Below are 12850 nucleotides of genomic sequence, written 5' to 3' on the forward strand. Positions count from 1 at the left end.
GTCGAAGCCAGACAATCTAGAAAAGGGCGTAGTTTTCTCTGCGCCTTTTGATTGCTTTTTGCAAAGGAGGAAACCCGGGTGCTGAAAAACAGTAAGAGTGATTATATTAGCTGGATCATTTTAATAGGCGGCATCATTCTCCTGCTTGAAGTCTTATTTTTCAACCGGGGGCTTATTTTCTCCCTTATTATCTCTTCAGGAATGATTTATTTAGGACGGAAGAAAAAAAGCAAAAAGAGAGGGAAAATCCTATTTTGGGGCGGTATTTTCTTTTTCTGTGCAAGTATCTTTAATATGATGACCTTCAAATTTTTTCTTTTAGCTATATTACTCCACTTTTTTATTCAATATACTGCTTCTAAAAAGCAGCCTAGAAAAATTTCACCTACACTGACTGAGCCCAAAAAGCTTCTTGAAGAAGAAACAATTGTCCAGTCCAAACCACTGTTCGAAAACGTTCTTTTTGGAGAACAAAAAACACCAACTGAAGTGTTTGAATGGAACGATATAAATATTCAAGCCGGTGTTGGGGATACGATGATTGATTTAAGCTATACTGTTTTTCCAAAAGGGGAAACGGTTATCTTTATTCGAAATGTAATTGGTAATATCCATATATTGATTCCGTACGAAATGGAAGTCAGCATCAGTCATTCAGTTCTTGCTGGTTCGACAACAATTTTTGAATTCCAAGATTCTAAAATATTTAATAAAGTGTATCATTTAAAAACATTCGAATATGAAAAGGCTGAGCAAAAAATAAAAATCTTCACATCACTTGTTGTCGGAAATATAGAGGTGAGCCGGATATGAGTACGATTCAGCGTCAGATTGTCTGGTGTGCCGGCTTCGCCTTTTTAATAGCATGTCTATTTTCTGCTATCTTTTTTATCGTTTTCCCGCTTTCAGATTGGTCTGAGTTATGGAATCGACATTTTATGGACATCCCCATTGTCATTTTTGTTCCGGCATCAAGTATTGTGTTTGGGGTCTTGTTTGGTATCTTGTCAGGTCTTTTTTGGAAAAAACAATTTCAGTTCGTTGATGAGACACTGCATGGGCTTGAAGAAGGGAAGCATATGGATCATAAGGATATTCCTTCAATAGGTGAGTTGCAGTCTATTGCTGCTAGAATTGCAAAAATTGGTAAACAAATGTCTGAACAAGCAAAACATTCACAACGCTTGGCAACCGAGAAAGTAGAGAAACAGGAGCCAAGAATTCAAGAAATTATTTCACAGGAACGGAACCGGCTTGCGCGTGAATTGCATGATTCCGTAAGCCAGCAGCTGTTTGCGGCTTCAATGATGATGTCGGCTATCAATGAGACAAAAGCAGAAGCAGATGATTACGAATCGAAGCAATTAAAAATGGTTGAAGTCATGATTCACCAGTCACAACTCGAAATGCGTGCTCTGCTGCTTCATTTGCGTCCTGTAGCGTTAAAAAATAAGTCGCTTCAGGAAGGGATGGAAGAGTTGTTAAGCGAATTATCTCAAAAGGTATCGATGAATATTCATTGGAAAATAGAATCCTTCCAACTGGAAAAAGGGGTCGAAGATCACCTATTTCGCATCCTCCAGGAATCTGTATCAAATACACTCAGACATTCCAAGGCTGTCAGTCTGGATGTTTTATTAATCAAGCGCAATGATCTTGTCATCATGCGTATTGTCGATGATGGGGTGGGATTTCAAACAGAGGATACGAAAGCTGGTTCATATGGGATGCAAAGTATGGAAGAACGTGCGCTAGAAATTGGCGGTACTTTAAAGATTGTCAGTGTGAAAAATAAAGGAACACGGTTAGAAGTCAAGGTTCCTTTAGTAAAGAACGGGGATGTTGCAAATGATTAGAGTTGTATTCGTGGATGATCATGAAATGGTGAGAATTGGCGTTTCTTCTTATTTATCCGCACAGCCTGATATTGAAGTCGTCGGGGAGGCAGGTGATGGTAAAAAAGGCGTTGAGCTTGCTCTAGACCTTCGACCCGATATTATTCTCATGGACCTAGTGATGAAGGAAATGGATGGGATAGAGGCCACAAGGCAAATAATTGAAAAATGGCCTGAGGCAAAAATCATCATCGTCACAAGCTTCTTAGATGATGAAAAGGTCTATCCGGCACTTGAAGCTGGAGCAACCAGCTATATGCTGAAAACCTCTAAAGCGAGTGAGATCGCCAATGCTGTCCGTAATACATACAATGGCCAATCTGTCCTTGAGCCGGAAGTAACCGGAAAAATGATGGCGAAGATGCGGCAAAAAAATCAGCATTTCCTTCATGATGAACTAACCAGCCGTGAGATGGAAATATTATTATTAATGGCACAAGGCAAAACGAATCAAGAAATAGCCGATGAGTTGTTCATTGCTTTAAAAACAGTTAAGACTCACGTCAGCAATATTTTAAGCAAACTCCGCGTCCAGGACCGTACTCAAGCCGTTATCTACGCGTTTAAGCATGCACTAATCGAATAGGATGAAGCCTTCCAATTAATTTTTGGCGGGCTTTTTTTCATTTTTGCGGACAAATCATCGGTGGGATGAGAGAAAGAGGCCGCAGAATAGTTATGGCCGACCAATATTCTACATGTTTTGACCCGTATTCTACATATTTTTTTTAGATTCTACATAATTTCACTTCAATTCTACATAATTTCACTTCAATTCTACATAGTTTCATGTGGATTCTACATATTTCTAACTAGATTCTACATAATTTCAGTGTGATTCTACATTTCCTTGTAAGTTCATTAAAGTCACAGACAAAATCGCTCACAGAGCCAAAGAAACTGTCCACCATAGAAGCTTTTGCAAACAAAATCTCAAACTAATACGTTCAAACCTTCCCAAAAGTAAGATAAAGCACCATCACACTAAGAAAAGTTTAATTGAAAACTGGTAAATTTTAAATTTTTAAAAAATATAATTGATAAGCATTATCATTTACTGTTATTATAATTATAAATGATAACGATTATCATTAACAACAGGCGATGGAGGGTATACATAATGAAAACAGTAAAAATTTCAGGAGTCATTCTTTTATCTAGCAGTCTCTTATTTGGCTGTGGGAATGCTGAACAAAGTGCAACAAAGGAGAAAGTAAAAGAAACCAAGTCTGCTAGCTCTTCTGTAGCATTGAACAAAGTTACTACTGATTATCGGGAGTATGCAATCGGTGAAATTGAGGAATTTGTTAAAGCAACACAAGCCTTCACAACTGCAGTTCAAAATGGAGAAATAGATAAAGCAAAAGAATTATATGGACCAGCAAGGATGCACTACGAGCGTGCGGAACCGATCGCTGAGGTATTCGGTGATTTAGATCCTAAAATAGATGCTCGTGAGGGTGATGTCCCTGAACAAGAGTGGGGAGGCTACCATCGGATTGAAAAGGGATTGTGGGCCGAAAACACAACAAAAGGATACGAACAATATGCCACCAAGCTTATGAATGATGTGAATCTTCTTCGTGCCAAGACGGAAACCGTTAAAGTTACCCCGGATCTTTTAATTACCGGTGCGGTCGATCTTTTAAATGAGGTGTCTACTTCCAAGGTTACAGGCGAAGAGGATCGTTATTCACATACCGACCTATACGACTTTGCTGCAAATGTGCAGGGGGCAGAGAAAATTTATCAGCTGCTCAATCCGGTATTAAATGAAAAGGACGCAGCACTTTCAAAGGAAATTCAAACACGTTTTGATCATGTTTATAGTTTACTAGAAAAGCATAAAGCTGGTGATGGCTATAAGTCATATACGGAATTAAAGGAAGCTGAAGTAAAGGAATTGAGCCAGGCTATTGATGCATTGGCCGAGCCGCTTTCACAAATAGGGATAGTAACGGAGGAATCCAAATGACAGAGAATAAGACAACCAACATGAATGGTTCATCTTTACTAGATCAAAAGATTTCGAGAAGAAGTATCTTGAAAACTGCCGGTATTGGCGGTATAGGAATCGTGCTGGGAGCTTCCGGAATGGGTGGACTGCTTTCATTAACAGAAAAGAAAGAGGCACAAGGAAAGAGTAGCGAAATCATCCCCTTTTACGGAACACACCAAAGTGGAATTACAACCAAAACACAAAACCATGTTTATTTTGTTTCCTTAGATGTGACAGCGACAAAAAAAGAAGAGTTAGTGCAGCTATTCAAGGATTGGACAAAAGCAGCCGCAGCCATGTCGGAAGGAAAATCTGTCGGAAAGCTTTCCGAAAATGGATTCCTTCCGCCTGTAGACACAGGCGAAGCTGCCGGTCTTTCTCCCTCAAATTTAACGATTACCTTTGGTGTGGGACCAAGTTTTTTTGTAAAAGACAACCAAGATCGCTTTGGTTTACAGCATAAGCAGCCAAAAGAATTGGTCGACCTGCCTAAATTTCCTCTTGATGCATTAGAGGAAGAATGGACGGGGGGCGATCTTTGTATCCAGGCATGTGCTGATGACCTGCAGGTTGCCTTTCATGCTGTCAGAAATCTAATCAGAATTGCGAGAGGCAAGGCAACATTACGCTGGGCGCAAACAGGCTTCCAGCGTTCAAAACAAGCAGATCCGAAAAATGAAACGCCGAGGAACTTATTCGGCTTTAAAGATGGCACTGTAAACCCTGATGCAAATGATTCAAAAAGTATGAAACAGCATATCTGGGTCCAGCCAGGGGATGGTCAAAACTGGATGGTAAATGGAAGCTATCTGGTGGTCCGCCGCATTCAAATGTTTATTGAAGTCTGGGACCGGTCTACGTTAAAAGATCAAGAGCATACCTTTGGACGCTATCGCGAGAACGGTGCTCCTCTTGGTCAAAAAAGTGAATTCGATAAACTTGATTTAAAACACAAAAACGAAAACGGCGAATTGTATATCCCTGCAGATTCGCATACCCGTTTGGCACATGGGGATGGAACACAGCAAATACTAAGACGCGCCTATTCTTATTCCGATGGGATGGATGTAAAAACAGGCAGCTTTGATGCTGGCCTGCTATTCATGTGTTACCAACGCGCACCAAGCAAACAATTTATTCCAATCCAAAACCGCTTAGCCAAAATGGATAAGTTGAACGAGTATACTTCCCATCGTGGAAGTGCAATATTTGCCTGTTTCCCTGGAGTAAAAGAAGGCGGATTTATCGGAGAGACACTTTTTCATTAATATGGCTTTCGTGTAAGGAGAGGGAATTGTGATAAAAAAAACCAAATTATTGATCTTATTGATTGCAAGCTTAGTTGTTTTCAGTCTTAACGTTCATCCAGCCGCAGCTTCCGAAAGCCATGATGAGCTGTTTGTGCTAATTGGAGATAGTTTAATGAAGGCAAAAGACGGAAACCAGGCGGCTGTTTCAAAAAACATCGAGCAATTTGAAGCTAAATGGGAGTCTATTAAGAAAACTGATAGTAAAACAGCAAAGAGTGTAGCTAAAAGTCTTAAAGCGGTACAAAGTCTTTTAGCTAAGGAAAAGCCTGATAACGATGATCTTTCTAAAGGTCTGTCAGCATTGTCAACAGCTGTTGTTCAATATGACCAAGAACAAACCCCCCAGGATAAAGAAAAACAAAAGGATGAAGTCAAACGGATCTATCCAATGATAGACAATATGAAAAACTCAATAGAAAAAGGCAATACCTCTGTATTAAGTGCTCAATACCAATCTATCTTAAACCAATGGACCGCTTCTGAAAAAATCGTTCATGATGAGAGTATCGCTGCATATGGCAATATTGAAAAAAATATGGCGTTACTCCGGATTGCTATTACCCAGGACCCGGCGGATCTTGGAAAAGCAAAACAAAGCTTAGAGGATTTGACAGTTGTTCTTGATAACTTTTTTTCAGGCAAGGCTTCCAAACAGCACAAAGGCAGTTATAAGCTTGAAGATCTATCAAAACTGTTAAGCAAGGCGAAAAACCTGATTTCGCAAAATGAATATGCTAGTGCTAGCAAGCAGCTAAACGAAGTACTTACGATCTGGCCGATGGTAGAAGGAGAGGTTCAAACAAGGGACCCTAAATTGTATAGTGATTTAGAAACGAAAGTCCCGGCTGCAATTAGTATCTTAAACTCCCAAAAAGTAGAGGAAAAAAAAGCGGAGGATATTGTAAAAGATCTTAATTCAAGGCTTATTCCTTTAACCAGTAAAACCAACTACACATTTTGGGATGCCGCGCTTATTCTGCTTCGGGAGGGTTTTGAAGCATTATTAATCCTTGCAACATTACTGTCATTTCTTAAAAGAATAGGCGAGGAAAGAAAGCAAAAATGGATTTGGATGGGAGTTGCTGCGGGAATTACGGCAAGTGCTGTCCTTTCACTCGTCATCAATATTGCTTTTTCAAAAATCATTGCAGCTTCAAGCCGGGAATACATCGAAGGAATAACAGGTGTTATAGCCGTTGCTATGATGGTAACGGTAGGGGTTTGGCTTCATAATAAATCCAGCGTTAACAACTGGAATAACTATATTCATCAACAAATGAGCCAGGCGATCGCAAAAGGCAGCCTTATGTCGTTTGCATTAATTAGTTTTCTGTCGATATTCCGTGAAGGCGCAGAAACGATTATTTTCTATGCAGGAATAGCCCCCAATATTAGTCTGCAGCAGCTTTTGCTTGGAATTGTATTGGCTATTCTCCTTTTAGTTGCCGCGGGTTTTGTGATTATTTATTATAGCGTCAAGATTCCAGTTCGTTTGTTTTTTAAAGTGGCTACCATCTTCATTTATCTTATCGCCTTTAAGATTCTTGGAATCAGTATCCATGCTTTGCAGGTGGGAAAGGTACTATCCATTCATACGGCAGACTATTTTCCGTTTATTGATTGGATCGGAGTGTATCCAACATGGGAAACCTCCTTAACTCAAGTACTTTTACTTATTTTTATTTTTTCAATGGTGGTCATAAATCGGAAAAAGGATAGAACCCAGGTTGAAAAAATGAACTCATTTAAAAAAAGAGCCTAGGGCTCTTTTTTGCTTTATCCTGTTTGTAATTTCTACTACTAATCAGAATGCTTGTCTCATACCTTTATAAAGTAAGTTCTTTACAAAGGGGAATCGGAGAATTGGCTACATTATATAAAGGCGTATTCTTTTTAGCAGCTTCAGCTTTTCTGGGTGAAAGCATCGAGTTTTTTATTAATATGATATTAGCAAGGGAGCTGGGCAAACATGGGCTGGGGCTTTATATGTCCATTCTGCCATCCATTTATTTAATTGTCCTACTGTCGAGCTTTGAACTCCAGGTTTCCATTTCCAAATTTATTGCCGAAAAAGAGGGACGATATCATCGAAGCATCCTGCATCATGCAATCATGATTGCCATTGTATTTACAAGCGTCCTTTTGCTCATGACAACAGGAATCATCCCGTTTGTCCCCATTTTTAATGCGTACCACCCTTATACGAGATGGCTAGTAATCCTTTTAATTCCGGTTATTTGCTTTACATCGGTGGCAAGAGGATATTTTATGGGGAAACAGCAAATGGGAAAGATTGCAATTTCAAACTTTTTCCGAAAAATATTCCAATTAGCCATTTTATTTTTTGTGTTTCGTCTCTTCCAATTTGAAGTGAAATCAGCTGTTTTAATCGCGATAGCGACATTTATTGGGAGTGAAATTGTTGTTTTTGCTTATTTAATCTTTACCTTTATGACACAATTCCAACAAATTAAACGGCAGCCATTTTCAAACCTAAATCGCCAGGTAGTGCGTAAAAGCTTAATTGCCGTATCTGTTCCGACTACGATGATGAGGTTGTTTTCAGCGATTACAGGTGCCATTCAGCCATTTATGATTAAGCAGGCATTGATTCGGTCTGGGATATCATCAACGATTGCAACGGAGCAGTACGGAATGCTTGCCGGGGTCGCGTTAACGATTGGCTTTTTTCCCGCCTTTCTTGCCCATTCTTTAATGACCGTCCTTATTCCAGCGGTTTCAAAAGCATATTCCTCCAGAGATTTTGGCAGCCTGCATAAAATGCTAAATCAAGTAATGAAGTTTACGTTTCTATACGGTATACCTGCTGTTGCGGCGTTTTACCTTATGGCCAGTCCGCTGACATCGTTATTCTTTCATTCATCAACTGCCGCTGGCTATTTGCAAATGCTTTGGCCGTGCTTTTTATTCTACTTTTTTATTATTCCGATGCAGGCGTTTCTAATTGGACTTGGTTTGATAAAAGATATTTTTCTTCAAACGGTTTGGGCAACAATCGTGTCTTATTCGATTATCCTTTGGCTTGGTTCTATTCCTGAATGGAGGATGAACGGGGTTATTATTGGAATGAATGTGGAGGCTGTTTTATTGGCTTTGATGAATTATTTAACGGTTTGTAAAAAGATCGGTGTTTCAATGTTTATGAAAGGCTACATTCACAAAACAACCGAACACTAACAAAAGACCCAGGCAGGATTGCCCGGGTTCTTTGTTGCTTTTAGTCATTCTTCGGAAGAATTCCAAAAATGCGCAGGATAGAGAGAAACAGGTTAATGAAATCTAAGTATAAACTGAGCGCCATGAGCGGTACATCTTCGGGACTTACACCGTAGTGCTTCATTCGACTAAAGTCAAAAAGAATGTAGCCGCTAAAGACCATTACGCCGATAAAAGAATAAACAAGCATCGCAGTTGAGTTTAACGGCCAGAAAATATTAAAAATTGAAATAGCAACCAATGCCAGCAGGGCTGCCATTAGGAAACCGCCTAAAAATGAAAAGTTTCTTTTTGACTTTGTTGCGTAAATAGCAAGTCCTGTAAAAACTGTTGTTGTGGTGGCAAACGCAAGAATAACGGTATTTGCACCTGTTGTTGCTAAGTAATGGGCTACAATTGGATAAAGTGTAATCCCCGAAATAAACGTGAAAATGTACAGAAAGGCATACGAGACGGCTTTTCTGCGCCTTAAAAGGAAGGCGGACACCAGCATAACCAACTCCAAAATTGATAGTGGAAGGAATAAGCCGGCGGGAACATATACTCCAGCCAATGTCCCGAGTAAGGAGAAGGCAAGCGAGAATGTGAAGACTCGTAAGACGGACGGCATTATTTCGCTAGAAGTTTGTGAATACAATTTTTGTCACCTCATTTAAAGTTCTTACATGATATATACGATTAACTTGTCAGGATGTTTCATTTTTTCTTAAAATATCTTCTTTGAGTAAATCCCGTATTTCCATTAGAAGTGCTACTTGGGTGTCCGTTTTTGCAACTTCTTCAGCCTTTTCTTCCTTTCGTTTAAAATGATTGATGAATTTTATAAATAAGAAAATCGAAAAGGATATGATAAAGAAATCAACGACTGCCTGGAGAAAAAGACCATAATTTAAAACTGCTTTTCCAAATGTAAAACTAAGCTTGGTAAAATCAATCCCGCCAAGCAGTAAACCAACCAGCGGCATGATTACGTCTTTTACAAGGGAAGCGACAATTTTTCCAAAGGCACCGCCAATAACAACCCCTACAGCCAGGTCGATCACATTGCCTTTCATTGCGAACTGTTTAAATTCATTCCACATGAGATAACCTCCTAACATTTGGTTCTTAAATACACATTTTACCTTGTTCTCATGATTAGTTTCAACTATTTGAAAAATGTGCTAGTTGACAGCCATTTACTTTTTATCTATAGTAACTGATATTGAGAAGATCATCCCCGTATATACGGAAGAGGTTCATAGCGAACACCCTCTATAAAAAACTATGGAATGGCATGATCAACCATATCCTTAGGATATGGTTTTTATATTTCTATAGTTTCACAGGATACTCCCTGTATGGTACGGGTCATATAAGGAGGAGTTAAAGAAATGGCAGGACGTACAGAAGAAGAATTAAATGGGGTTACCCTACTTGGAAATCAAGGAACAAAGTATTTGTTTGAATATACACCAGATGTATTGGAGGCTTTCGATAATAAGCATCCAAACCGTGATTATTTTGTAAAGTTTAATTTCCCGGAATTTACAAGCTTGTGCCCAAAAACCGGACAGCCCGATTTTGCGACGATTTATATTAGCTATATTCCTGATCAAAAGATGGTTGAAAGCAAGTCGTTAAAGCTATATCTTTTCAGCTTCCGGAATCATGGTGATTTTCACGAAGACTGTGTCAACATTATCATGAATGACCTAATAAAGCTAATGGATCCACGGTATATTGAAGTTTGGGGCAAATTTACGCCACGTGGCGGAATTTCCATTGATCCATATGCAAACTATGGGAAACCAGGAACAAAGTTTGAGCAAATGGCTGAATACCGATTAATGAATCATGATTTATACCCAGAGAAAATTGATAATCGCTAATATAAAAAAGAGAGAAAACAACATTTCATTTTTTTGTGCCTTTTTAATGAAATGTTGTTTTTTTGCTAAAATTGTGACTAACTTGGTGGGGCGATGCTTCAATAACGAAGGATCTCTCTTTTCCTTTTTTTAGTATGGCAGAACTGTTAAAAAGGCCTAAAAATTTTCTGATACACTATTGATATACACTATCAAAAGCTTTATAAAAAAAAATAAGATTATAATGATTATGCCTTGTCCATTCGATCATCACTTACATATTATTTAAGAACTTAAATTTTATGAGGTGGTTTTTATATGGTTAACAATAATCAACCTTTGGAGGGATGTTGCCCACTTACTCCTATTCCAAGAGGTGTAAAACAATTCCCCCCTCAAGGACCTAGAGGACCTCAAGGGCCAGCAGGATTACAAGGTGCCACAGGACCACAGGGACCAGCAGGATTACAAGGTGCCATAGGACCACAGGGACCTCAAGGACCAGCAGGAACATTTTCTCCAGCCTATGGTTTTGTTTATAACCAATGGATTAACGGAACTGAACCTCAAACAGTTCCCCCCGGTGAAGACGTTCCTTTTAGCAATAATGGAAGATTAGAAGGAGGAATTATCCATACACCAAGTTCTTCTGAAATAACAATTACCAATGGCGGAGATTATCTGGTTAATGTTAATGTGGTTGTCTCAGCTGATACTAATCGTGCCATTTTGGCTATTGTCCTTAATCCAAATACCCCTGAGGAAATGGTAGTCGACTCCACCAGATATGAATACCATTACAATAACGATGATGATGCACCGGCTATTATCCAGGCAATTTTAACAATTCCTGACAATACAACCCTATCAGTTAGAAATGTATCATCGCCAACTGATTTTGACTCACCCATTGTACTAGGGTATGTTTTTCCTTTTTTTATTACAACCCCTGCCTCTGTTGTTAATGCAACAGTTACTCTTGTTAAGCTTTCGGCATGAGAAATTTGAAAAATTATGTAGATTAGCAAGCTCAACAGTTGAATCTTCTTCAACAAATTGAAACAATTACATTGATTTTGAAAAGAGTATTATCTATATTTGTCAAACACTTACTTTCATTAGATGATGATAATTATGGCTTTATTAATGAAGGTAAAACTACTTCAGCAATTAGATCTATATACATTCCAGAATCATTGATCCAAGCTCTAAATGAGCGTAGGACTATAATTGAAAAAGTTTGGGGCAAATTTACGCAGAAGTCCAGTGGCTGAAATGCAATACTGATTAGGTATTGGTAAACTTATCCTCGTTGATGATGACGTGATGGAAGGAAAGAACATTGGCTTCTAATTTTATCCCGGTTAGTTGGCTGTTTTATGAGCTTTATTCAAGATTTATGAAGTTTCATCAAAAAGACTGTGGGAAGATTGAAAGAAAAGCACAAAAATTATTTATAAAACAGCTTTTCTGGTTTTTGTAATTCTTTGTTATCAAACTGTTCTTTTCCATTAACTAAACTGTAAATAAACAATGATATAGTAAATACGTTCCAAATTCCAAACAGCTGATCCCTAGCAGAAGCCCGGTTCCCTCCTTTAATAATAGGAAAGCCGGGCTTTTATTACTTTGACAGCCAGAACAGCACACCGAATAAAATTTTTTGAGTGGTTGGTGCATGTGTATTCTTTGCAACATCCTATCTGATAAATTTACTTACGGCCAAAACGCCTGCTATCACGATTCATTGGAGCCTCAACAACTCGGCAAGGGTAAGGTTTCATCGTGAATCATTCGAAATCGTTCGAGGATATAGGTGGCGTAGAAAGAATCGAACGGATAATCATATGAGAAAAGTATATTTCGATGCGGTACAGAGCGAATCTCAAGCATATTGATACCAAAAAGGAACGTTGTCTTATCAACGCTCCTTTTGTATTAACTTAATGTTGTTGTAGGCGATTCAAAGCGAATTAACTTCAGTTAAGTGAGGGTGGAGAGTTAACTTTGTTGTAGGGAAGTCCTTTATTTAAGTGAAATCAATGTAACCGGAAAGAACTTTCTATTGCCAGGTAATACGGAAGGTGATATTCTAAGAAAACTGATTCGTTAACAGCTTCAAAAACGAATCTTTTAAACCAAAAATATTTCGTAGAAGTTTACAAATGCAAATTAGTATGGTACAATAGTCATTGTCGCTGATGAAAAATTAATCCTTTAAAAAAGGGTTGACGAAGTATTCGGTTGAGAATATAATGAAAAAGCTGATTCGTTAACAACTTCAAAAACGAATTTTTTAAACTAAAAATATTTCGTAGAAGTTTACAAATACGAATTAGTATGATACAATAGTTATTGTCACTGATGAAAAATTAATCCTTGAAAAAGGATTGACGAAGTACTCGGTCGAGAGTAAAATAAGAAAGTTGTTTTAAAGAGATTGTTCTTTGAAAACTAAACAAACAAAAACGTCAACAATAAAAAACATAGTGAAGCAAGACTTCACTAGCCAACGTAACATTATGAGCTAACTCATACTCTTTATTGGAGAGTTTGATC

General features: G+C 38.4%; 11 protein-coding genes and 1 riboswitch. Of the genes, 9 read left to right on the top strand and 2 right to left on the bottom strand.

Translation table 11 applies throughout. From position 1 onward, the window contains the following. The first annotated feature begins 78 nt into the window (after positions 1–78). The 7 genes from liaF to JN080_RS25520 all read left to right on the top strand — a co-directional run bounded on the left by liaF (position 79) and on the right by JN080_RS25520 (position 8402). On the top strand, positions 79–813 hold the full coding sequence (gene liaF / locus JN080_RS25490) for a cell wall-active antibiotics response protein LiaF (RefSeq protein ID WP_256238775.1): 735 nt from the start codon (positions 79–81) through the stop codon (positions 811–813). Next, positions 810–1856, top strand: coding sequence for a sensor histidine kinase (locus JN080_RS25495; protein ID WP_256238776.1), 1047 nt, complete (start codon positions 810–812; stop codon positions 1854–1856). Before liaF ends, JN080_RS25495 begins: the two co-directional genes overlap by 4 nt. Then, positions 1849–2481 carry a response regulator gene (locus tag JN080_RS25500; RefSeq protein ID WP_256238777.1) on the top strand — a complete coding sequence of 211 codons (633 nt, stop codon included), beginning with the start codon at positions 1849–1851 and terminating at the stop codon, positions 2479–2481. Before JN080_RS25495 ends, JN080_RS25500 begins: the two co-directional genes overlap by 8 nt. Before the next feature lie 534 nt (positions 2482–3015). Continuing rightward, the gene (gene efeO, locus JN080_RS25505) at positions 3016–3870 is read left to right on the top strand and encodes an iron uptake system protein EfeO (protein WP_256238778.1); all 855 of its coding nucleotides are present in this window, start codon (positions 3016–3018) and stop codon (positions 3868–3870) included. Next, entirely contained in the window at positions 3867–5162 is a 1296-nt protein-coding gene (gene efeB / locus JN080_RS25510) for an iron uptake transporter deferrochelatase/peroxidase subunit (protein WP_256238779.1), read from the top strand. The genes efeO and efeB overlap by 4 nt, the downstream gene beginning before the upstream one ends. A gap of 28 nt (positions 5163–5190) precedes the next feature. Then, complete coding sequence (locus JN080_RS25515) at positions 5191–6966, top strand: FTR1 family iron permease (RefSeq protein ID WP_256238780.1); 1776 nt, start codon at positions 5191–5193, stop codon at positions 6964–6966. 101 nt (positions 6967–7067) lie between these two features. After that, positions 7068–8402, top strand: a complete 1335-nt coding sequence (locus JN080_RS25520) for a polysaccharide biosynthesis protein (protein WP_256238781.1) — start codon at positions 7068–7070, stop codon at positions 8400–8402. A gap of 40 nt (positions 8403–8442) precedes the next feature. Here the strand turns inward: JN080_RS25520 and JN080_RS25525 are convergent, their stop codons facing one another. Then, complete coding sequence (locus JN080_RS25525) at positions 8443–9051, bottom strand: Bax inhibitor-1/YccA family protein (RefSeq protein ID WP_256238784.1); 609 nt, start codon at positions 9049–9051, stop codon at positions 8443–8445. 76 nt (positions 9052–9127) lie between these two features. Beyond that, positions 9128–9523: a large conductance mechanosensitive channel protein MscL gene (gene mscL / locus JN080_RS25530; RefSeq protein ID WP_256238782.1), complete on the bottom strand. Its 396-nt coding sequence runs from the start codon at positions 9521–9523 to the stop codon at positions 9128–9130. Between the two features lie 145 nt (positions 9524–9668). Continuing rightward, a riboswitch (PreQ1 riboswitch) is annotated at positions 9669–9715 on the top strand. Positions 9716–9814: 99 nt separating this feature from the next. Between mscL and queF the strand changes: the two genes are divergently transcribed. Next, positions 9815–10312, top strand: coding sequence for a preQ(1) synthase (gene queF / locus JN080_RS25535; protein WP_256238783.1), 498 nt, complete (start codon positions 9815–9817; stop codon positions 10310–10312). Between the two features lie 297 nt (positions 10313–10609). Further along, entirely contained in the window at positions 10610–11290 is a 681-nt protein-coding gene (locus JN080_RS25540; RefSeq protein WP_256238785.1) for a collagen-like protein, read from the top strand. Positions 11291–12850: the final 1560 nt, after the last annotated feature.

Source organism: Bacillus sp. EB600, assembly GCF_024494385.1.
Taxonomy (GTDB): Bacteria; Bacillota; Bacilli; order Bacillales; family Cytobacillaceae; genus JAEVLT01.

Excerpts from the sequence above, each read along its gene's own strand:
- JN080_RS25495 (WP_256238776.1), top strand. The coding sequence starts at position 810 with ATGAGTACGATTCAGCGTCAGATTGTCTGGTGTGCCGGCTTCGCCTTT.
- JN080_RS25500 (WP_256238777.1), top strand. The coding sequence starts at position 1,849 with ATGATTAGAGTTGTATTCGTGGATGATCATGAAATGGTGAGAATTGGC.
- efeO (WP_256238778.1), top strand. The coding sequence starts at position 3,016 with ATGAAAACAGTAAAAATTTCAGGAGTCATTCTTTTATCTAGCAGTCTC.
- efeB (WP_256238779.1), top strand. The coding sequence starts at position 3,867 with ATGACAGAGAATAAGACAACCAACATGAATGGTTCATCTTTACTAGAT.
- JN080_RS25525 (WP_256238784.1), bottom strand. The coding sequence starts at position 9,051 with ATGCCGTCCGTCTTACGAGTCTTCACATTCTCGCTTGCCTTCTCCTTA.
- mscL (WP_256238782.1), bottom strand. The coding sequence starts at position 9,523 with ATGTGGAATGAATTTAAACAGTTCGCAATGAAAGGCAATGTGATCGAC.
- queF (WP_256238783.1), top strand. The coding sequence starts at position 9,815 with ATGGCAGGACGTACAGAAGAAGAATTAAATGGGGTTACCCTACTTGGA.
- JN080_RS25540 (WP_256238785.1), top strand. The coding sequence starts at position 10,610 with ATGGTTAACAATAATCAACCTTTGGAGGGATGTTGCCCACTTACTCCT.